This is a genomic window from Gemella taiwanensis, from assembly GCF_054054385.1.
This window is the reverse complement of record NZ_JBSMTL010000005.1, coordinates 1-20,433: the sequence shown is the minus strand read 5'-3', so window position 1 is coordinate 20,433 and position 20,433 is coordinate 1. Positions and strand designations below refer to the sequence as shown.

At 30.5% G+C, this 20,433-nt stretch carries 18 protein-coding genes; 5 read left to right on the top strand and 13 right to left on the bottom strand.

Features of this window, described 5'->3' with window-relative positions; translation table 11 throughout:
- Nucleotides 1-40 precede the first annotated feature (40 nt).
- The 5 genes from carA to ACWOA3_RS05165 form a co-directional block, all read right to left on the bottom strand.
- Complete coding sequence (carA, locus tag ACWOA3_RS05185; protein WP_442566219.1) at nt 41-1,129, bottom strand: glutamine-hydrolyzing carbamoyl-phosphate synthase small subunit; 1,089 nt, start codon at nt 1,127-1,129, stop codon at nt 41-43.
- A 32-nt stretch (nt 1,130-1,161) separates the two neighbouring features.
- Nucleotides 1,162-2,442 (bottom strand): dihydroorotase, encoded by a 1,281-nt coding sequence (locus ACWOA3_RS05180; protein ID WP_456884490.1) that lies wholly within the window; start codon nt 2,440-2,442, stop codon nt 1,162-1,164.
- Between the two features lie 13 nt (nt 2,443-2,455).
- Nucleotides 2,456-3,337, bottom strand: coding sequence for an aspartate carbamoyltransferase catalytic subunit (locus ACWOA3_RS05175; protein WP_456884488.1), 882 nt, complete (start codon nt 3,335-3,337; stop codon nt 2,456-2,458).
- Nucleotides 3,338-3,531: 194 nt separating this feature from the next.
- Nucleotides 3,532-4,056, bottom strand: coding sequence for a bifunctional pyr operon transcriptional regulator/uracil phosphoribosyltransferase PyrR (pyrR, locus tag ACWOA3_RS05170; RefSeq protein WP_003146943.1), 525 nt, complete (start codon nt 4,054-4,056; stop codon nt 3,532-3,534).
- A gap of 497 nt (nt 4,057-4,553) precedes the next feature.
- Nucleotides 4,554-5,909 (bottom strand): ATP-binding cassette domain-containing protein, encoded by a 1,356-nt coding sequence (locus ACWOA3_RS05165; protein WP_456884486.1) that lies wholly within the window; start codon nt 5,907-5,909, stop codon nt 4,554-4,556.
- A gap of 207 nt (nt 5,910-6,116) precedes the next feature.
- Here ACWOA3_RS05165 and ACWOA3_RS05160 point away from each other — a divergent pair, with 207 nt between their 5' ends.
- Both ACWOA3_RS05160 and ACWOA3_RS05155 read left to right on the top strand, forming a co-directional pair.
- Complete coding sequence (locus tag ACWOA3_RS05160; RefSeq protein WP_456884484.1) at nt 6,117-7,274, top strand: M20 metallopeptidase family protein; 1,158 nt, start codon at nt 6,117-6,119, stop codon at nt 7,272-7,274.
- A 2-nt stretch (nt 7,275-7,276) separates the two neighbouring features.
- Nucleotides 7,277-7,558, top strand: coding sequence for a peptidase dimerization domain-containing protein (locus tag ACWOA3_RS05155; protein ID WP_456884482.1), 282 nt, complete (start codon nt 7,277-7,279; stop codon nt 7,556-7,558).
- A 73-nt stretch (nt 7,559-7,631) separates the two neighbouring features.
- Here the strand turns inward: ACWOA3_RS05155 and ACWOA3_RS05150 are convergent, their stop codons facing one another.
- From ACWOA3_RS05150 to ACWOA3_RS05135, 4 genes are all read right to left on the bottom strand, one after another.
- The gene (locus tag ACWOA3_RS05150) at nt 7,632-8,216 is read right to left on the bottom strand and encodes a uracil-DNA glycosylase family protein (RefSeq protein WP_456884481.1); all 585 of its coding nucleotides are present in this window, start codon (nt 8,214-8,216) and stop codon (nt 7,632-7,634) included.
- Nucleotides 8,217-8,322: 106 nt separating this feature from the next.
- Nucleotides 8,323-10,143, bottom strand: a complete 1,821-nt coding sequence (locus tag ACWOA3_RS05145; protein WP_456884479.1) for an AAA family ATPase — start codon at nt 10,141-10,143, stop codon at nt 8,323-8,325.
- Between the two features lie 21 nt (nt 10,144-10,164).
- The gene (rlmD, locus tag ACWOA3_RS05140; protein WP_456884477.1) at nt 10,165-11,520 is read right to left on the bottom strand and encodes a 23S rRNA (uracil(1939)-C(5))-methyltransferase RlmD; all 1,356 of its coding nucleotides are present in this window, start codon (nt 11,518-11,520) and stop codon (nt 10,165-10,167) included.
- A 70-nt stretch (nt 11,521-11,590) separates the two neighbouring features.
- On the bottom strand, nt 11,591-11,746 hold the full coding sequence (locus tag ACWOA3_RS05135) for an SE1561 family protein (RefSeq protein ID WP_003144715.1): 156 nt from the start codon (nt 11,744-11,746) through the stop codon (nt 11,591-11,593).
- 244 nt (nt 11,747-11,990) lie between these two features.
- Between ACWOA3_RS05135 and cls the strand changes: the two genes are divergently transcribed.
- Nucleotides 11,991-13,508: a cardiolipin synthase gene (gene cls / locus ACWOA3_RS05130; RefSeq protein ID WP_456884474.1), complete on the top strand. Its 1,518-nt coding sequence runs from the start codon at nt 11,991-11,993 to the stop codon at nt 13,506-13,508.
- A gap of 62 nt (nt 13,509-13,570) precedes the next feature.
- Nucleotides 13,571-14,509: a foldase protein PrsA gene (locus ACWOA3_RS05125; protein WP_003146951.1), complete on the top strand. Its 939-nt coding sequence runs from the start codon at nt 13,571-13,573 to the stop codon at nt 14,507-14,509.
- Between the two features lie 101 nt (nt 14,510-14,610).
- On the opposite strand, the gene pflA is transcribed toward ACWOA3_RS05125, so the two are convergent.
- From pflA to ACWOA3_RS05105, 4 genes are all read right to left on the bottom strand, one after another.
- The gene (gene pflA / locus ACWOA3_RS05120; protein ID WP_003146952.1) at nt 14,611-15,408 is read right to left on the bottom strand and encodes a pyruvate formate-lyase-activating protein; all 798 of its coding nucleotides are present in this window, start codon (nt 15,406-15,408) and stop codon (nt 14,611-14,613) included.
- Between the two features lie 139 nt (nt 15,409-15,547).
- Nucleotides 15,548-17,788, bottom strand: coding sequence for a formate C-acetyltransferase (gene pflB / locus ACWOA3_RS05115; RefSeq protein ID WP_003146953.1), 2,241 nt, complete (start codon nt 17,786-17,788; stop codon nt 15,548-15,550).
- 417 nt (nt 17,789-18,205) lie between these two features.
- Nucleotides 18,206-18,679 (bottom strand): peptide-methionine (R)-S-oxide reductase MsrB, encoded by a 474-nt coding sequence (gene msrB / locus ACWOA3_RS05110; protein ID WP_003146954.1) that lies wholly within the window; start codon nt 18,677-18,679, stop codon nt 18,206-18,208.
- Between the two features lies 1 nt (nt 18,680).
- Nucleotides 18,681-19,535, bottom strand: coding sequence for a patatin-like phospholipase family protein (locus tag ACWOA3_RS05105; RefSeq protein ID WP_442566231.1), 855 nt, complete (start codon nt 19,533-19,535; stop codon nt 18,681-18,683).
- A 127-nt stretch (nt 19,536-19,662) separates the two neighbouring features.
- Between ACWOA3_RS05105 and ACWOA3_RS05100 the strand changes: the two genes are divergently transcribed.
- Nucleotides 19,663-20,262 (top strand): NAD-dependent epimerase/dehydratase family protein, encoded by a 600-nt coding sequence (locus tag ACWOA3_RS05100; RefSeq protein WP_456884471.1) that lies wholly within the window; start codon nt 19,663-19,665, stop codon nt 20,260-20,262.
- Nucleotides 20,263-20,433 lie beyond the last annotated feature (171 nt).

Genomic DNA, 20,433 nt, shown 5'->3' with positions numbered 1-20,433 from the left:
CTTAATTTTGCATTGATACTCTATAGTGTCAGGTTATTTCCTATTTGTTTTCTTTAAATTCTCTCATATAATCTATAAACTGATCGAATAAGTAGTTAGGATCGTGTGGTCCTGGTGATGCTTCTGGGTGATATTGTACTGAAAATACTGGGTATTTTTTGTGACGTACCCCTTCACATGTTTTATCATTTACTGATAGGTGTGTAAGCTCTAAGTCTGTATCTTTTAGTGAGTCGATATCTACACTGAAACCATGGTTTTGTGAAGTAATATCAACTTTTCCAGTTATCAAGTTTTTAACTGGGTGGTTAGCTCCACGGTGCCCAAATTTAAGTTTGTATGTTTTTGCTCCAGACGCTAGTGCAATAAGTTGATGTCCCATACAAATTCCAAAAACAGGAATTTTCGGCATAACTTCTTTAAGCATCTCGATTGTTTCTGGAACATCTTCTGGATCCCCAGGTCCATTACTTAACATGATTCCATCTGGATTAAGTCTAAAGATTTCCGCAGCAGTTACATTGTGAGGAACTACAACGATATCACAATTACGTTCATTTAATTCTCTAAGTATTCCTGATTTCATACCGAAGTCTACTAGTACTACTCTATATCCATTACCTGAAGATAAGAAAGCTTTTTGAGTTGAAACTTGTTCAATTTGATTCGTTGGCAGATCTGTTTTTCTAAGATTTTCTAATTGTTCTTCTGGATCCATGCAAAGGTCTGTGATTATTCCTTTGATTGTACCGTGTTCTCTTATTTTTCTTGTTAAACTACGTGTATCAATCCCTGAAATTCCAGGTATATTAAGTTCTTTTAATACTTCATCTAAACTGTATTCTGTTCTGAAGTTAGAAGGTTTTTTACAAACTTCTCTAACGATAAGTCCTTTGATACTTGGATTAATTGTTTCAAAGTCATCTCTGTTGATTCCGTAGTTCCCGATTAATGGATAAGTGAATGTTACTATTTGTCCATTGTACGATGGATCTGAAAGTGTTTCTTGATATCCTGTCATACCTGTGTTAAATACTACTTCTCCGGCTAATGCTCTGTTAGCACCAAATCCATATCCTTTATATACTGTTCCATCTTCTAAAATTAATTGTCTATCGTAACTGTACATCTTTGTTCTCTCTTTCTAAGTTTTGTTATTTTTTAAACTTCAAATACTTCGCTATCTTTGTATGCAACTTGACCTTCACATAATGTTAATACTGGTATTCCGTATATTTCTTCTCCAACATAAGGTGTGTTTCTACCTTTTGATAAGAATTTTTCCGGGTCAATTTTCAGTGATTTTTCTAAATCGATTACTACTAGGTCTGCAAAACCACCTTCTTCTAAACGTCCATATGGTAAGTCGAATGTATCTGCAACTTTTTCCGTCATTAACTTAACTAGTAAGTCTAGTGAGAATACTTCAGTTTTAACAAACTTCGTATAAAGTTGACTGAATGCTGTTTCACTTCCAACAATTCCAAATGCAGCTTTTCTCATTGATAAATCTTTTTCGTGAGTTGCATGTGGGGCGTGGTCTGTCGCTATTACATCAATTGTTCCATCTAATAGACCTGCGATAAGAGCATTTCTATCTTCACGTGCTCTTAAAGGTGGATTCATTTTCCACATTCCGTTATCTTCTGGAATATCCATTTCATCACTAATTAGGTGATGAGGACATACTTCACAAGTAACTTTAATTCCTGCCGCCTTCGCTTCTCTTACTACCCTAACTGATTCTTTAGTAGATACGTGACAAACGTGGTAGTGACATCCTGCTGCTTCAGCTAAAAGAACATCACGTGCAATCTGAACACTCTCACATACTGAAGGAATTCCTGGTAAGTCTAATTCGCGACTTCTACGTCCACAGTGCATACATCCTCCGCGAATTAATGAGTTATCTTCACAGTGAGCTACGATTGCTTTATTTAATTTAGCAGCAACCATCATAGATTCATACATCATGTTAGCATCTTGTACTCCTCTACCGTCATCACTGAAGGCGAACACATGCTCGGCTAATTCTTCGAAATCAGCATATTCTTTTCCTTCTTCTCCTTTTGTTATTGCACCAAAAGGAATCGCTCTGATTACTGAATCACGTTCGATAATGTCTAATTGTAATTTTAAATTTTCATAACAGTCTGGTACCGGATTTAAGTTCGGCATTGGCATTGCTGTAGTGAATCCACCACGCGCTGCTGCTCTTGAAGCGTGATAAATGTTTTCTTTGTATTCAAATCCTGGTTCTCTCCAGTGTACGTGAACATCTATAAATCCTGGTGAAACGAATTTCCCTTCTAAGTCTAGTACCTTAGCTCCACTCTCTTCGATGTTCTCAGAGATTTTTACGATTTTCTTATCTTCAACCAAAATATCTCTTTCTACCAATACACCATTTTCTAAAATTTTACCATTTTTTAAAAGTAACATATGCTTCTCCTCTTTATAAATTATTATCTTTAATTATTTTTTCTATCATTGCCTGTCTCATGAACATTCCATTTTTCATCTGTTCAAAGATTACCGATTTAGGTGCTTCGACTAGTTCCGAAGCTATTTCCATATCTCTATTAACAGGTGCTGGATGCATCACTATTGCTGATTCTTTTAATCTTTCATAGCGCTCTTTAGTTAATCCAAAGTTATTATGATATTCATCTTTACTTAGACCCATCTTAGAGTCATGTCTTTCATGTTGAACTCTTAGAAGCATACAAACATCAACTTCTTCAATTACTTTATCAAAGTCTACTACTTCTCCAAGCGTCTCGTCCTTGAAAATGTCAGGACAAACAAATCTTACTCTTGCTCCTAATCTTGTAAGCATGTTGTAATTACTTCTAGCCACACGAGAATTTTTAATATCTCCAGCGATAATTACATTAAGATTTTCAAATGTTCCGAATTTCTCATACATTGTCATAAGATCAAGTAAGCATTGGCTTGGATGTTCTCCACTTCCATCTCCTCCACTTAAAATCGGAATATTTAAGTTAGTCAGTTCATTGTAGTAAGCGTCTTGTCCGTGTCTAATGACCAACATATTACAACCTAACATTTCTAATGTTTTACAAGTATCGTATAATGTTTCACCTTTATTTACTGACGATGTTGAAGCCTCGAAGTTTATAACATTTAATCTATGTTTATGCTCAGCTACCTCAAAACTATGTTTTGTTCTAGTTGAGTTTTCAAAGAATAAGTTTGCTACATATAAGTCTTCTCTTGGCTCTACTTGTTTACCATTTTTCAACTCTAAAGCTCTTTCTATCAGTTGATAAACTTCTTCATTTGTTAAGTCTGACATTTTTACTATATTTCTCATAGCACTTCCTCCATTTTGTATAAAAAAATACCTTGTATCCGTTCGGCTACAAGGTATGACTGTTCATCAACTATTAAATTCAAGTTATTATCTGGGTATAGTTATACTTAAACATAGCTATACCCAAATAAAGTATAAACTTTAAATTCAATCCCTTGTTAGCCTCTCTGGACTAGCTTAAAAAGATTTTATATTTAAATTAATAATATTTCTTCAACATCATCTACTTCATTTAAATGAACTTTTACATTTTCTTTTCTTGAAGTAGGAATATTTTTTCCAATATGATCTGCTCTAATTGGCAGTTCTCTATGTCCTCTGTCTACAAGAATCGCAAGACGAATTGCTTTTGGACGACTCGCATCCATTATGGCATCTATCGCTGCTCTAACCGTTCTTCCTGTATACAGAACATCATCTACAATAATTACAACTTTGTTTGTCAAATCAAGTTTAAAACGTGGAACTTTTATTTCAGGTTCGTCACTTATTTTTTCTAAATCATCACGATAAAATTTTATATCAAGTGTTTCTACTGGAATATTAGTATTTTCAATTTCTTTGATTTTTTGTTTCAATCTTTTGGCGATATGAATCCCTCTTGTTTGAATACCTACTAAAACAATATCATCTAATTTATTTTGTTCTATAATTTCATTCGCAATTCTAGTAATCATTCTAGAAATCATTGTTTCGTCGAAAAGAATTCGTTTTTTCATACTTCACCTCAAAAAAAAATAGCCTACTCTATTGAGCAGGACAGCATAAATAAACTTGGTTTTCCAATAAATAAATCTTTGCTGACCTCTCTGGATCACATTAAAGATGTGTTATTCAAATTATCAATATTATATACCATAATAAGAGATTTGTCAAATGTATAATGGATTATTGGAGCAATTAAATGTCTCCAATAATCCACTTTTCTTTTTATTCATCCTCATCTTTTTCTTTCCATCTCGCACTAGCAACAGCAGCTGAGACAAAACCTAATATCAAGAATGCTGCGGAGTGACTCAAAAATCGTGATTTCTTAAGAAACAAGATTTTGTCGAGTCACCCCCACACAGTTTATTAGATATCTAAAAAGCTTTCATAAAGCGAATTTAGATATCAATAAACCACTGTGTCTATGAGTTTTCATGTAAACTATTTTAAAATCTAGTACTTTTTGGGCATCCTCATTTTTCTCCTGAATATATTATTAACTTCTAATTTATTCAAATTTTAAAACTTCTTTATTCGTGATGTTTATAACCTTAGTTGCAACATTATCGATAAATTCCATATCATGACTGACCATAATTAGTATGCCAGGATATTTCTTTAATATCTTCTCTACCGCTTCTATCGCAACAACATCTAAAAAGTTAGTTATCTCATCTAATAACAGTACATCTGTATTTCTAAAAAGTAAACTTACGAAATAAAGTTTAACTTTCTCCCCTTTGCTTAAAACTTCTATCTTTTTATTAATATCATCTCCTCTAAAATTTAGTAAAGCTAGTATATTTCTAAGTTCAATATCATCTAGTGATGTCGATTCTTTCACGAATTCAAACAGTGTCTTCTCTTCCTCAAAAATATCAAATCTATTTTGTTCAAAATATGCTACTTGCAAGGAATTCGGAATGGACTCCTTCACATAATTTAGAAAAGTAGTTTTTCCTGAGCCATTTTTTCCTTTAATTAAAATCTTCTCACCACTAGCAAAAGTAAAACCAGGTGATTGCCAAAGAAATTTCCCATCTATTTCACAACTTTTCTCGCTAATACAAAAACTCTTCTTATGGGTTTCCTTAAACATCTCTAAAAATTCAATATCATATTTATCTTTTAACGGCTTAGGTTTAATATTAGCCTGTAACTTATCTTCTTGCCTTAATATTTTTTTCTGCAATCTCTTTTGGTTTTTTGAAATTTTATTTTTTACACTTATAATTCTATAATCTGATCCACTCATATTCTTTGGCTTTCCAGATTTTTTCTCCTGTTCCTCTTTCATCTCTTGGATGCTTTTCTTTATTTTCTTAGCTTCTTTATTGTACTTTTGCAGTTCAGTTTCATACTCAGCAGTTTCAATTTCTTCTTGAAACTTGTACTCATGATAATTTCCATTAAATTCCCTTACAGTATTATTTTCGATTATCCATAACTTTGTACAAACATTATTTAAGAAATTCCTATCATGACTTGCTATACAAAAAGTTGCTGGAGTTCTTTTTATAAGATTAGCTATTTTGTTAGCATTATTATAATCTAAGTATGTTGAAGGCTCGTCAAGTAAATATAGATCAACATTCGATAATAAACCACTTCTAATCTTGTTTACAACAACTTCTCCACCACTTTTTTTAAGAAGAGAATTTTCTCCAAATTCTAAAAGCTCCAAAGAAATGTTATTTTCATCTTTAAGCAAGTCATCTATATGTTTTAACAGAGTTGTCTTCCCTGAACCATTTTTCCCTATTAAACCAATAATGTCACCAGTATTTATACTCAATTTTTCGATTTTAAATAATATCTTCCCTTGTTTTTCAAACTCTATGTTTTTAATATTTAATATTTGCATACATTAACTCCTTTGTTAATAAAATTTCTCTATTAATCTAATGTATCCATGCTCCCACCCCCAAATTGAGTTTTACTAGTGTCTATTTACTCATATTATATCAAAAATAAAAATAATTGAAAGCAATTTCCTTATCAATTTTCTATTTATTAGAATATTTGTGTTATAATTGTATTTATAATTTAAAATAGTAATCTGGAGGTTTTTATGATTGAACAAATTATACAAGATGAACTTGATAAATTTTATCCAGAAATGATTGAACTTCGCCGCTATATGCATATGCGTCCTGAAGTTTCATTTAATGAAAAAAATACAGCGAGATTCATTAAAGAATATATAGAAAAAATTGGTGTTACTGATATTAAAACACAGGTCGGGTTAAATGGTGTAGTCGCAAGAATTAAAGGACATGATTCTTCAAAAACAATCGCTTTTCGAGCAGACTTCGATGCCCTACCTATAAATGATGCAAAAGATACCCCATACAAGTCTACAATTCCTAATGCAATGCACGCTTGTGGTCATGATGGACACACTACAGCATTACTTGCAACGTGTAAAGTTCTAATGGATCATCAAGAAGATCTTCCACATGATGTTGTCGCAGTTTTCCAATATGGAGAAGAACAAGCTCCAGGTGGAGCAAAACCTATGATAGACGCTGGTTGTTTACAAGGAGTTGATGCGATATTCGGTGCACATCTTTGGACACCTCTTCCACTTGGAACTTTAGGATATAGTTATAAAGAACTATGTGCCGCTGCTGATAGATTCGAAGTAAAAATCAACACCAAGGAAAATGCAAACATTATTGCTGCAGAATTTATTAGTATGACTCAACAAATAGTTTCACGATTTTCTAAACCAAGGGAAACACTTGTCATCACCTTAGGAAAATTAGAAAGTTCTATTGAAAAAGCTAGTATAACTGGGACTATTAGACATTTCAATAAAGAACTTCATAAAATGGTGCTGACTAAACTTCAGAACTTATGCAAAGCTCTAGAAAATGAATATTTCGGAACTAATGTAGAGTTTATATATTATGGTGGTTATCCACCTCTTGTAAACCACAAAAAAGGAACGGTAGAAATACAAAAAGCAACTTCTAAGATTCTTCCAGATATTAAACAGTTAGAAATTGAACCGTTAATGATCGGTGAAGATTTTGCTTATTACGTTGAAGAAGTCCCAGGAGCATTCTTTTTAATTGGTGCCGGTAATTCTACCTTCGCTAAATACCCACATCATCACCCAAATTTTGATTTTGAAGAAGAAGTAATGAAACAAACAGCTTCAATATTCTTGACACTAGCATTTGATTCCGCTAATGTAATAAAAAATCTAAAGGGGGAACAGTAATTATGAATACATATTTAGTTACTATCTACGGTAAAGGCGGACACGGTGCTGAACCTCATGAAGCTATCGATACAACTGTTATTACTGGTGAATTTGTTAGAAAAACTACAAAATACAAAAATATAGAGATAATCTCTGTAAAAAGTGGTGATGCTTTTAATGTAATCTCAGGTAAGGCAGAAATCATTTTAAAAACTGATAATTTAGAACAATTGAAATCAATACTATCTTCACTACTTATATATTATGGTGAGCAGACTAGCTTTGAAATAATAGAAAATTAAAAAGACTGAGGTAACTCGAAATCACGATTTCATAGAAATCTTCAAGTTATCTCAGCCTTTATTTTTTTATGATTTATTTCCCTAGTATTTCCTTCACCCTTTTTTGTAATTCCGGTACTACTTCTTTAATAAACCATGGATTTTTATTATGCCAACGAAAATTCAATGGTGATGGATGGACAATTGGAAAATAACGGGGCAAATACTGTTTATAATTAAATACAGTTTCCGTTAGATTCTGTTTTTTATCATTTCCCAAGTAATAATCTTGTGCATATTTTCCTACAAGAATAATAAGTTCAAGATTAGGCATAAGTTCTAACACTTTAGAATGCCATTTAATTGCAAAGTTTTTTCTTGGTGGTAAATCACCACTTTTACCTTTACCAGGATAATAGAAGTCCATCGGTACTACACCTATTAAACCAGATTTATAAAATATCTCATCATCTATTCCCATCCACTCACGAAGTTTAACTCCACTTTTATCATTGAAGAAGATTTTACTTTCTTGAGCTTTGATACCAGGCGCTTGACCTACGATTAATATTTTTGCTGTGCTAGGGGTAGAAAATAAAGGTTCTATTCCTTTATCCGTGTATTTTTTATTATCACTATCTGCCATTATTTCTTTTTTCAATTGTTCAAAACTATCCATATTTTTCCTCTAGAATTTATTTTCTAATTAATTCAACTACCGCTTCAACTGCTGCTGTTCCCGGGAACATGTCTACTGGTTGAATACGTCTAATTTTATATTTATCTTAACATGTTATCCTATTTAGTTCATTCGTTAAGTCTTGAAAATATTTTTCTCTTAATTTTTCTCTTAAACTTTCATTAAATTTTATCTTATTACTTGAGATTTTTCTATAATCTAAATTAAAAATTTTATTTGCTAATTGATATGTCAAGGTTTTAAAACTAGCATATTCTAAATATTCCTCATATTTTCTTTCTTTAAATATACGAGTTAACTTTACCTCTATTTCTTCAATCTTCTCGTCAATCTTTTTGTCATTAAGAATTTCATTATAATAATGTCTTATATCTGTAATAGAAAAGTCTTTTTTTATCTTAGTAGTGTCTATTTCATTCATTCTTTCATCTACTAAATATTTAATAAAATTCCTAAGTATTTCTTCTCGTTTACTCTCAATATTATCCATACATGAATTAACAAATGTATTTTTTAAGGATTCTTTTTCATCAGGATAATCATCATTCAATACACAATCCAAGACATCCTCTACAATCAAGAGCGATTCAATTTCATTAACTTGTAAATGATATATATTATTTTTCTTAAGTTTTTCTAATTTTTCAAAAGAATGAAAATCTTTATCTATAATTCCAAATGCTTTATCAGTAAAAAAATTCAAACTATTATACGCCATTGTATATTCTATTACTTTTTTATGCCCTCCAACCGGCATAACAATTATTTTATTTTCAAATAATGAGTTATATACTTTATAATCTAAACTATTTTTGTCACCTTCACAAAATAGTACTGGTTTTGTTGCTCCTATTAATTCCATCATCAATGGCTTCGGGATATTATTTTCTAAGGAATTCAGAATTTCTATTATTTCCCAGCTAAAATTTCCATTATATTTTTTGCACCAATGATAATATTCTACATTTCTTGAATTAATAAAATTTATATTGTGAGAAACATAAATAAAAGTACAATCATCTCTTTCATTCTCTAATAAATTCCACAATCTATTATAAATTGAAGAATTCAAAAAAGTTTCAGGTTCATCTATAATTATATAACTTTCTCTAGGCGCAAATAAAACTATTAATATATATAGGATAACTACTTTTTCTCCTTCACTCATATAATTTATATTATACTCTACACCTTTTTTCACAGGAATTATACATAAATTATAATGATCAATTTTAAATTTTATATCCCCATATAATTTTTCCCAAATACCACACAACTTCGTATATACAGATTCTTTTTTATTTTCTTGTTCACTAGCATAATATTCTAGTGATACTTCTACATGAGAATTAACTGCTGCCACTATATGGTTAGTAAACAAATCAGAAATTTCATTTATTCTACTATTAATTTCATATAAAGCATTAAATGATTTTTTATTTAGATTTTTCTTTTGTCCTTCTTTAATTTTATCTCTAGTAACTATTCCTGAACCTCTAAAAAACATAATCTTTTGTGCAGGTATAACTATAATATTTTCAGAATCAGAATCCTTTAAAAATGATACTAACGAAGATTTCCCTGAACCATTTCCACCTACAATAACCGTATTTTCTTTCCCTAGAATCTTTAAATATTCTAGCCTTTTGAATTCCTCCACGATTTCTTTAAGCACTTTTTCTAAATCATTAATTTTTTCTTCCGATCCTTCTAGAGAGGAAATCTCACAAGAATTTAAACTCTTACTCTTACTATCTAATATATCTTCAATTACTTTTAATTCCCTAATATTAATATCATTTAAAGCTTCAATCTTCCCTTTTATTTCATTACATAAATTCTTAATTGATTCTTCTTTATAATCTAGCATTTTATCTAAATATAGCTTAAAATCTTCTAATTTCATAATTTCCTCCTCTTTTTCTCACTATTTTCTAATTAATTCAACTACCGCTTCAACTGCTGCTGTTCCCGGGAACATGTCTACTGGTTGAATACGTCTAATTCTATATTTTCTTGTTAAAACTTTTAAGTCACGTGCTAATGTAGATGGATTACAACTCACATAAACAATTTTCTTAGCATCAACTGCTAATAAGTTTTTAGCTAATGGTCCAAGCCCTACACGAGGTGGATCTACTATTGCTACATCAAAGTTGATTCCTTTTTTCTTCCAACGTGGAACTATTTTATTAGCATCTCCTGCAACATAAGTACAGTTTGTTAAATTATTTAATTTAACATTATCATTCGCGTCTTTAATTGCGGCAGGAATAATATCAACACCATAAACCTCTTTACAATTACGGCTGACATATTGTCCAATTGTTCCAACCCCACAGAAAGCATCTAATACAACATCTGTTTCTTTTAGTGCAGCAAACTCAACTACTTTATCATAAAGTTTTTTAGTTGCCGGTGGATTTAATTGGAAGAACGATTTAGCCGAAAGTTCATACTTAATTTCGCCGATTTTCTCAACGATATAATCTGAACCATATAAAGTTACACTTTCCGTTCCCATTACTAGATGATCTTTATCATTAGTAATATTTAATATAATACTTTTAACGATTCTCTCACGCTTAAGTTCATTAACGACCTTATCCATGTTCTTAATCTTATTAGTATTCGCTACGAATGTTACTTGAACATCTCCATTATAGAATGAAGTTCTTGTCGCAATATATTTCACACCGTAATTCTTTTTATTTGTTGAAATTTCTACTTTATATTTTCCTAATAATTTCTTAGCTAGGTTTGTTATTTTATTACCATTCTCATGTAATGCTAAATCTTCATTGATTTCAACTAAATCATTAGAACCTTCTTTATATAATCCTGCAATAACACGTCCATTTCTAACAGCTAATGGAAATTGGTTTTTATTTCTATAGCCTTCAGTTACAGGGCTCGCTAATGTTTTTAATACTAATTTATCAGGTTTAGGTAGTCTATAGTATTTATCAAAAGCATCTAATAAAATTGTACGTTTATACTCAAGTTGTTTCTCATAACTAACATGAGCTAAACCATAAGCTCCACTTTCAGCGTATTCTCTTTTGATTTCCACTCTATGCGGACTTGGCTCTTTTACTTTAACAAGTTTACCGATAATATATTTCGGTGTCTCTTCTACTATTTCACAAACAATAACTTCGTCTGGTAGAGCTCCTTTTACGAAAGTAATTTTCTTTTTATAATATCCTATCCCCTCACCATTAATTCCTATCTTTTTAATCGTAAGTAAGACATTTAATTTTTTTTTGTTTTTATTTTTCATCGTATCCTCATTCATAAAGATAAGCTGAGTAAAAGCAAAACACTCCCACTTCAGCTTATCCAATCTACTATTATTTTATAGTTTTAATTTCGTTATCTAATTCTTCTACTAATGCAATTAATCTATCAATTTGAGTTAAATCAACTTTCTCAGGCTCAATATTTTCTAACTCACTTGCAAAATCTTCAAATTTCGTTTTTAATTCTTCTAAAATATTATTAGGCATAACATTCTCCTTTTTTGTTCTCTATTCCATTATAATATAAATTCACAAAAATTCAACTCATATCATAAAAATAATCAATAATTTTAACTATTACTAATCCGCATACATTCAGAAATAAATAATCCATCTTATATTAGTGATAATTATATATTATTAGTAAAAAGAAAAATTACTATATTACGTAAATATTATTAATAGACTTTTAATATATTTTAAGGTACTATTAAATTAGGAGTGTTATATTATGAATTATATTAATTTACAATTATTAAACATTGATATTTCAAATGTTTTTTACTATATAACTTCTATTTTTAATGATATAAACTTTGATATAGTGTTAACTATATTTTTAATAATAAATACTTTATTAGCATTTTCTATTGTTTTTATAGAGTATCAGACCACTACGTCTTCTTGGGCATGGATATTAGTTCTATTCTTATTTCCATACCTAGGATTTGTTCTTTATTTAATATTTGGAAGACCAATATATAGGGAAAAGATTTTTCCTTTTTCAGATGATGAAAAGATAAAATATCAACAAAATCTATTGAAAAGAGAAACCCCTTATGAAATCTCAAAGAATGAACAAGTAATACACAAACATAGAAATCTAATAGAATTAAATTTTGAAACTGATAAATCATTCTTGTCAAAAAATAATAAAATACAAATTATTACAGATGGAAAAGAAAAATTTAGATTATTATTTGAAGATATAAAAAATGCTAAATGCTATATTCACATTCAATACTATATATTAAAAAAAGATGGTATCGGTAAACAACTCTTTCAACTTTTAGAACAAAAACTTCTAGAAGGTGTAGATGTATATATTCTATATGATGATATTGGTTCGAGAAAGTTAAGTATTTCTTCTTTAAGAAAACTTACTAAAAACAATGCAAAAATAAAACAATTCTTTAAATCAAAACTTCCACTGATTAATTTTCGTATGAATTATAGAAATCATAGAAAAATAGTTACAATAGACGGTAATATTGGTTATACTGGTGGTTTTAACGTTGGGGATGAATATCTAGGATTAGATCCGAAATTCGGTTATTGGCGAGATACACATCTTCGTATCGAAGGAGAAGCTGTAGGTTCTCTAGAATATCGATTCATTGATGACTGGAATTCACAATCAACTAAGAAAACCGAACAACTAGAATTAACTTCTGATCATATTTCAACCCCTGTTGATAATTATTTACCAATTCAATTGGTTTCTAGTGGACCAGATAATAAACTTCAAAAAATCAAATATAGCTACCTATATATGATTTCAAGAGCCAAAAAATACATCTATATTCAATCACCCTACTTCATTCCTGATGAAAGTGTTATGGATGCATTAAAAATGGCAATATTATCCGGAATTGATGTTAGAATTATGGTACCTAATAAACCCGATCATATATTTGTTTATTGGGCAACATACTCATTTATTGGAGAATTAGCTAAGTTAGGGGCAAAGACATATATTTACGAAAATGGATTTATTCATACAAAAATGATTATCATCGATGATGAAGTTTCAAGTTTAGGAAGTGCAAACTTTGATTATAGAAGTTTCAAACTAAACTTCGAACTTAATGCATTTATGTATGATTATAAAACCACAAAGGAATTTAGACATATTTTCTTGAAAGATATAGAAAAGTCTACCCTAATTACTTTTGCTAAGTATCAACAAAGAAGTTTACTAATAAAAATTAAAGAAGCCTTTGCAAGGTTGATTTCACCGATTCTTTAGTTGTTTTATATTAAAAAATATGATATATTAATACATATGTACACATAGGAGGACAAAATTTAATGAAGAAGTTTAAAAAAGCTATTTTACCTATAGCCCTTAGTATATCAGTTATAGGTTTAGCAGGATGCTCTACTGGAGGAACAAAATATATTTCTAGTAAAGCAGGAGATGTAACAGAAAAAGATATCGTAGAAAGTATTGGAGCTAGCCAACTTTCAAAAACAGCTACTAGTATGATGATTCAAAAAGTACTACTAGACAAATATAAAAATAAAATCGATCAAAAAACTATCGATGAGCAACTTCAAAAAGCTCAAGAACAATACGGTGGTAAAGATAAATTTGAACAACTTTTAAAACAACAAGGATTTACTCTTGATAAATATAAAGACGGTCTAAAAGTTAAAGCTGCTCAAACATTATTAATTAATGACTACGCTGGAACTAACGATGACAAACTTAAAGAAAGCTATGAAAAAAATAAACACCAATATCACCTAGCTCACATTCTTGTAAGTGTTAAAAGTGAATCAAATCCAAATGGATTAAGTGATGAAGAAGCTAAGAAAAAAGCAGAAGAAGTACTTAAAAAACTTAAAGATGGTGGAGATTTTGCTACATTAGCAAAAGAAAATTCTAACGATACAGCTAACGCTTCTAACGGAGGAGATTTAGGATGGTCTTCTAAAGAAGATAACTCATTCGTTAAAGAATTCAAAGATGCTGCATACGCATTAAGTAAAGATAAAACATCAGATGTTGTAAAAACTTCATTCGGATATCACATTATTAAAGTATTAGATGAAAAAGACTCATCATTTGATGAATTAAAACCAGCATTAGCTGAAAAAGCAGCTGAAGAAGCTGTTAAGAAAGATAGCACTATCGTAAGTAAAGCTCTTAAAAAATTATTTGAAGAGTACAATGTTAAATCAAGTAACAGTGATGTTGAAGCATACATTAAATCAATGTTAGAAGGAAATACTTCAGCTCAATAATAAAATTCGTAAAGACGACTAATAGCAACTTAGCTTTTAGTCGTCTTTATATAAATATATAAGAGGTTGGGAAAAAATAATTTTCCAACCTCTTATCTTAATTAACTAACATCATCACGTGCACCTAGAATCTCGATAGCATTTTTTATTCGATCTTTCGTAGGTGGATTAATATCATTTAATTCGTAATCTATTCCTAATTCTTTATATTTGAATTTTGCCATATCGTGGTAAGGTAATACTTCTACACGCTCAACTCCATGTAATGTATCAATATATTCACGTAATTTTTTTAAGTAATAATCATCATCTGTCCATTTTGGGACAAGTACGTGTCTTATCCACATTTTAGCACCATGTTCACTTAAAAAATTAGTAAATTGAATAATATTTTTATTTGTACGTTTAGTTAAACGCATATGGTGTTCATCATCAATATGTTTAATATCAACTAAGAATAAATCAGTTAAAGATATTAATTCTAATACTTTTTCATTCATACTTGGAGCATTTACATAGAAACCACCACAAGTATCAACGCAAGTGTTTATACCAATTTTTTTCAATTCTCTAAAAAGCTCTAAAATGAAATCAATTTGCAGTAAAGATTCTCCACCACTTACTGTTACTCCTCCACCTTCACTAGCTTCAAAGAAATCACGATATTTTACAATCTCTTTTGTAAGTTGATCTACTGTCATAACTTTAGCATCAGGATTGTGCATTTTCCAAGTATCTGGATTATGGCAGTATTTACATCTTAACATACATCCTTGGAAGAATACTACATATCTTATTCCAGGACCATCTACATTACCGAAAGATTCAACTGAGTGAACATTTGCTGTTAATTCTTTTTTCTCTTCTGCAGAATTCACTTTTACTTTTTCCATTTCCATATGCGATCTCCTCCTTCTGCTATTTATAGTTCAATTATAACGTATTCATTACTATTTTGTAAACACTTTTATAGTTTTATTTATTAATCTAAAAAAGTGGAGGCCGTAGCCTCCACCTTCTTACTTTTTATTCACTTAATTACATGAATTGGTGCATTGTACGGCTTAATACGTCACGTTGTTGTTCTGGAGTTAAACTGATTAGACGTACAGCGTATCCTGATACACGAATTGTGAAGTTTGGATAATCTTCTGGAGATTCAATAACTTTAAGTAATGTTTCTTTATTGAATACGTTAGTATTTAAGTGGTAACCACCTTTTTTGAAGTATCCATCCATCATTGCTGTTAAGTTTTTGATTTGATCTTGTTTAGTTTTACCTAATGAGCTTGGTGTAAATGCAGCAGTTAAGCTGATTCCATCACGGCTGTATTCATATGGTAATTTAGCTACTGAGCTTAAGCAAGCTAGAGCTCCACTTTGGTCACGTCCGTTCATTGGGTTAGCACCTGGAGAGAATGGTTCTCCTGCACGACGTCCATCTGGAGTGTTACCAGTTTTTTTACCGTATACTACGTTAGAAGTAATAGTTAAGATAGATGTTGTAGTTTCATCTGCACGGTAAGTTGGGTGTTTTTTAAGTTTAGTCATGAATGTTTTTAGTAATTCAACAGCGATTTCGTCTGCACGATCATCGTTGTTACCGAATGTTGGGAATTCACCTTCAACTTTGTAGTCTACAGCTAATCCAGTTTCATCTTCGATTGGAGTTACTTTAGCATATTTAATAGCTGATAAACTATCTACTGCTACTGAGAATCCAGCGATACCAGTTGCCATGAATCTTCTAACTTTAGTATCGTGTAATGCCATTTCTAAGCTTTCGTAAGAATATTTATCGTGCATGTAGTGGATTACATTTAATGTATTGATGTAAAGTTTACATAACCAATCCATGAATACATCGAATTTAGCCCAAACTTCATCGTAGTTTAATACGCCACGTAGAGGTTCTGTTTTAGGTCCAACTTGGATTCCTAATTTTTCATCGCGTCCACCGTTGATTGTGTATAGTAAAGCTTTAGCTAAGTTAGCACGAGCTCCGAAGAATTGCATATCCTTACCAGTAGTCATACCACTTACACAACATGCGATAGATTTGTCACAAGTTCCTAAGAAGTCTGCTAATAATTCATCGCTTTCATATTGGATAGCACTGTGGTTGATTGAAGATTCAGAACAGAATTCTTTGAATCCAGTTGGTAATTTAGACGACCAAAGGATAGTTAAGTTTGGTTCTGGAGAGTTACCCATGTTATCTAATGTGTGGATGAAACGGAAGTCAGTTTTAGTTACTAATGATTTTTCAGCGTCTAACATTTCACCTACGATTAATGTAGCCCAGATTGGGTCACCAGAGAATAATTGGTTATATTCTGGAGTACGAGCGAATTTAACGCAACGTAATTTTAATACTAAGTGGTCAATTAATTCTTGAGCTTGAGATTCGTTAATTGTTCCATCTTGTAAATCTCTTTCAATATAAATATCTAAGAATGTAGCGATGTTACCGATTGACATTGCAGCACCATTTTGTTGTTTGATAGCTGCTAAGTAACCAAAGTATAACCATTGAACTGCTTCTTTAGCATTTGTAGCTGGTTCAGAAATATCGAATCCGTAGATTTTAGCTAATTCTTTTAATTCTCCTAAAGCACGAATTTGTTCGTTAACTTCTTCACGGTCACGAATAACGTGTTCAGTCATAACACCATCAGCTCCGATTTGAGCTAAGTCTTCTTTTTTCCAAGCGATAAGTTGATCAACACCATATAAAGCTACACGACGGTAATCCCCGATAATACGACCACGTCCGTATGCATCTGGAAGACCAGTGATTACACCAGATTTTCTTACTAAACGCATTTCCGGAGTATATGCATCGAATACACCTTGGTTGTGAGTTTTACGGTAGTCAGTGAAGATTTTAATAACTTCTTCGTCTACTTCGTATCCGTATGCTTTACAGCTGTTAACAGCCATGTTAATACCACCGAATGTCATTAACGCACGTTTAAGTGGTTTATCAGTTTGTAACCCAACAACTTGTTCTAAATCTTTTTCAATGTATCCAGGTCCGTGAGAAAGGATAGTTGAAGGAATGCTAGTATCCATATCTAATGTTCCACCAGCTAAACGTTCTTGACGCATTAAATCATTGAATTTTTCTACTAATTTAGTAGTTGCTTCTGTTGGTCCTGCAAGGAAAGATGCATCTCCTCTATATTCAGTATAGTTAGATTTAATGAAATCTACTAAATCTACCTCTGTTTGCCATTTACCACCAACGAATGCTTTTTTTTCTGCAACTGTTGTCATATTAATGTCACTCCTTAAAATTTTTTATTATATATGTGATAAATAAATTTATTAATTAAACTATTTGTTACACCCTTAGTGTACCGCATACATATTACTAAGACAATATTTTTTTTATTCAAATTGTGTACAATCTGTGAACTCCAGTATTAATACAGCAATTATAAATTCTGAATTATCTACCAAATTAATAGTAAAATATTGATGTGATTCTTTGTAAATCCAATTGCAAAAAAATGAAAACGTTAACTTTAAGCATTTATTTTTTTAAGGATATTTTATATCTATAAGAAATCTGTTATTATACTGTAACTATTTATATCAAATTAATTCGGTAGACATATATTAAAAATATCTTATTTTTTTACAAAAAACAAGAAGTAAACGATATCATTTATCATTCACTTCTTTAATTTGCTATTTTTCAAATAATTTTAATAGATTTTTATAACCTTCTTTTTCTAAATCTTCCTTCTTAATAAACCTTATAGAAGCACTGTTTATACAATATCTAAGCCCTCCTAATTCACTTGGACCATCTGGAAATACGTGTCCTAAATGAGCATCTCCCACTCTACTTCTAACTTCAATTCTTTCGACAAGATGTGAGTTATCTTTATAATATCTAGTAACTTCTTTTTCAATTGGTTTTGAGAAACTTGGCCAACCGCAGTGCGACTTAAATTTATCTTTTGAAGAAAATAATGGTTCACCCGTTGTTATATCTACATATACACCTTCTTCAAAACTATCCCAATATTGCCCAGTATACGGACTCTCAGTTGCACTTTCCATAGTAACTGCATATTCTAAATCAGATAATTCTTTTTTTAATTCATCTTTAGATTTTCTTTCAAATTCTTCTGGATTAATTTTAATTTCTCCACTCATTTTATTTCTCTCCTTCATTACTAATGTATTGTTTTAAATCTTCTATTATATTCTTACCATCTTTTAACCCTAAGTTATAGACATGTTTTAATTTTTGTGTATCTTTCTCTAATCTTTTTACAGTAATATCCTCACTTGGTCGTATAACAAATACTTTCCCTTGTTTTTCTAATTCTAATATTCGTTCAACCGTTTCATTATAGTCTTTATATCGATTCTCCAACTTTTCAATTAGATGCGGATATTTCTTATAAAATAACTTAAATTGTAGACTTGTTGATTTTTTCTTTCTATATGTAATTGGTCTTGTTAGTATTACAATTATTTTATCAAAGTTTTGTTTTTCAAAGAAGTCTATCGGTATACTATTAGCTATTCCACCATCTAAATACTTTTTATCATCTATCTCAATTATTTCCGAAATAAACGGAAGAGCAGAAGTTGCTCTTAACGTCTCCATTTGTTTGTAAGGATCTGTTATTTTTATAAATTCCGCTTCTCCATTTTCTATATTAGTTACCGTTGCATAGAAATTTGTCTTAGAATTTTTAAATGTTTTGTTATCAAAAACATCAAGTTGAAATGGAACTTTATAGTACGTAAAGTCTTTATTTATTAAATTACCTGTTCTTATCCAACTTTTTAAACTCATATATCTTTTATCATTAATATAATTAACATTGTATCGTAGTGCCCTTTTAGGTTGTTTAGAAACATAATTTACTCCGAACAGTGTTCCTGCAGAAACTCCAACAATATCAGTAACTTCTATATCATTTTCTAAGAACACATCAAGGACACCTGCTGTAAATAATCCTCTCATAGCTCCACCTTCTAATACTAAACCTACTTTCATTCAATCACACTCCTTTTTAAATTGATACTATTATATCATCTTTTTTTCATTAGTTTAAATAAATTTACTCGGGTACTAAGTTATGTTACTATTTTAAATGAGAAAAATAATTCAATTCGAGGTACATATGAACATACTACTAATCGGTGGCAATGGCTTTGTTGGAAATGCATTAATTAAAGAATTTAAAAAATACAATGTAAAAGTTAACTTTTTATCTAGGTCTCAAAACTACTCTATCTCTAAAGATGAAGCAACTTGGATACATGGAGATATTTTTGATATCGAAAATATAATAACCAACGAAAAATACGATATCGCCATTCATTTAATTGGAACAATTAAAAATAAAAAGCTATATTCAAAACTAAATACAGAGAGTGTGGCACAGACAATTAAACTATGCCAAAAACAAAATATCAATAAACTTGTATATTTTTCCGCAAATGGTGGCTTTAAACAATATATAGAAAGCAAACGCAACGGAGAAAAATTAGTAGTAGATTCAAAACTAGATTATCTAATAGTACGCCCAGGTCTTATGTATGGTAAAGAAAGACTTACCTCTTATTTCAATATATTACCTATTAAATTTTTTTCAAAATTAGGGATACCATTTTTCAAAAATGTTTATCCTCTTCCAGTTGAAAAAATAGCAAGAGCAGTAGTAAAAGGAATTTTCGACAATACTGATTCACCTATTATTGAAATAAATGATATGAAATAACTATATACGTCGACTTAAAGGGAGTTACTCAAAAATCGTGATTTTGATATGTACCCCTTTTACTGGACAAACCAGTGAAAGGGGTATTTTTATGCGTTATAGTTTTGAATTTAAAGTAAAATGTGTTGAGATGTATGAAAGAGGGGAATATCCAGATACACCTAACGGAAT

What these genes read in the sequence shown, in the direction of transcription:
- ACWOA3_RS05135 (WP_003144715.1), bottom strand. Translation starts at nt 11,746, where the DNA reads ATGCCTAATAATATTTTAGAAGAATTAAAAACGAAATTTGAAGATTTT.
- ACWOA3_RS05105 (WP_442566231.1), bottom strand. Translation starts at nt 19,535, where the DNA reads ATGAAAGTAGGTTTAGTATTAGAAGGTGGAGCTATGAGAGGATTATTT.
- rlmD (WP_456884477.1), bottom strand. Translation starts at nt 11,520, where the DNA reads ATGAAAAATAAAAACAAAAAAAAATTAAATGTCTTACTTACGATTAAA.
- ACWOA3_RS05150 (WP_456884481.1), bottom strand. Translation starts at nt 8,216, where the DNA reads ATGGATAGTTTTGAACAATTGAAAAAAGAAATAATGGCAGATAGTGAT.
- cls (WP_456884474.1), top strand. Translation starts at nt 11,991, where the DNA reads ATGAATTATATTAATTTACAATTATTAAACATTGATATTTCAAATGTT.
- ACWOA3_RS05125 (WP_003146951.1), top strand. Translation starts at nt 13,571, where the DNA reads ATGAAGAAGTTTAAAAAAGCTATTTTACCTATAGCCCTTAGTATATCA.
- ACWOA3_RS05160 (WP_456884484.1), top strand. Translation starts at nt 6,117, where the DNA reads ATGATTGAACAAATTATACAAGATGAACTTGATAAATTTTATCCAGAA.
- carA (WP_442566219.1), bottom strand. Translation starts at nt 1,129, where the DNA reads ATGTACAGTTACGATAGACAATTAATTTTAGAAGATGGAACAGTATAT.
- ACWOA3_RS05175 (WP_456884488.1), bottom strand. Translation starts at nt 3,337, where the DNA reads ATGAGAAATATAGTAAAAATGTCAGACTTAACAAATGAAGAAGTTTAT.
- ACWOA3_RS05180 (WP_456884490.1), bottom strand. Translation starts at nt 2,442, where the DNA reads ATGTTACTTTTAAAAAATGGTAAAATTTTAGAAAATGGTGTATTGGTA.
- pyrR (WP_003146943.1), bottom strand. Translation starts at nt 4,056, where the DNA reads ATGAAAAAACGAATTCTTTTCGACGAAACAATGATTTCTAGAATGATT.
- pflA (WP_003146952.1), bottom strand. Translation starts at nt 15,408, where the DNA reads ATGGAAATGGAAAAAGTAAAAGTGAATTCTGCAGAAGAGAAAAAAGAA.
- ACWOA3_RS05100 (WP_456884471.1), top strand. Translation starts at nt 19,663, where the DNA reads ATGAACATACTACTAATCGGTGGCAATGGCTTTGTTGGAAATGCATTA.
- pflB (WP_003146953.1), bottom strand. Translation starts at nt 17,788, where the DNA reads ATGACAACAGTTGCAGAAAAAAAAGCATTCGTTGGTGGTAAATGGCAA.
- ACWOA3_RS05145 (WP_456884479.1), bottom strand. Translation starts at nt 10,143, where the DNA reads ATGAAATTAGAAGATTTTAAGCTATATTTAGATAAAATGCTAGATTAT.
- msrB (WP_003146954.1), bottom strand. Translation starts at nt 18,679, where the DNA reads ATGAGTGGAGAAATTAAAATTAATCCAGAAGAATTTGAAAGAAAATCT.
- ACWOA3_RS05155 (WP_456884482.1), top strand. Translation starts at nt 7,277, where the DNA reads ATGAATACATATTTAGTTACTATCTACGGTAAAGGCGGACACGGTGCT.
- ACWOA3_RS05165 (WP_456884486.1), bottom strand. Translation starts at nt 5,909, where the DNA reads ATGCAAATATTAAATATTAAAAACATAGAGTTTGAAAAACAAGGGAAG.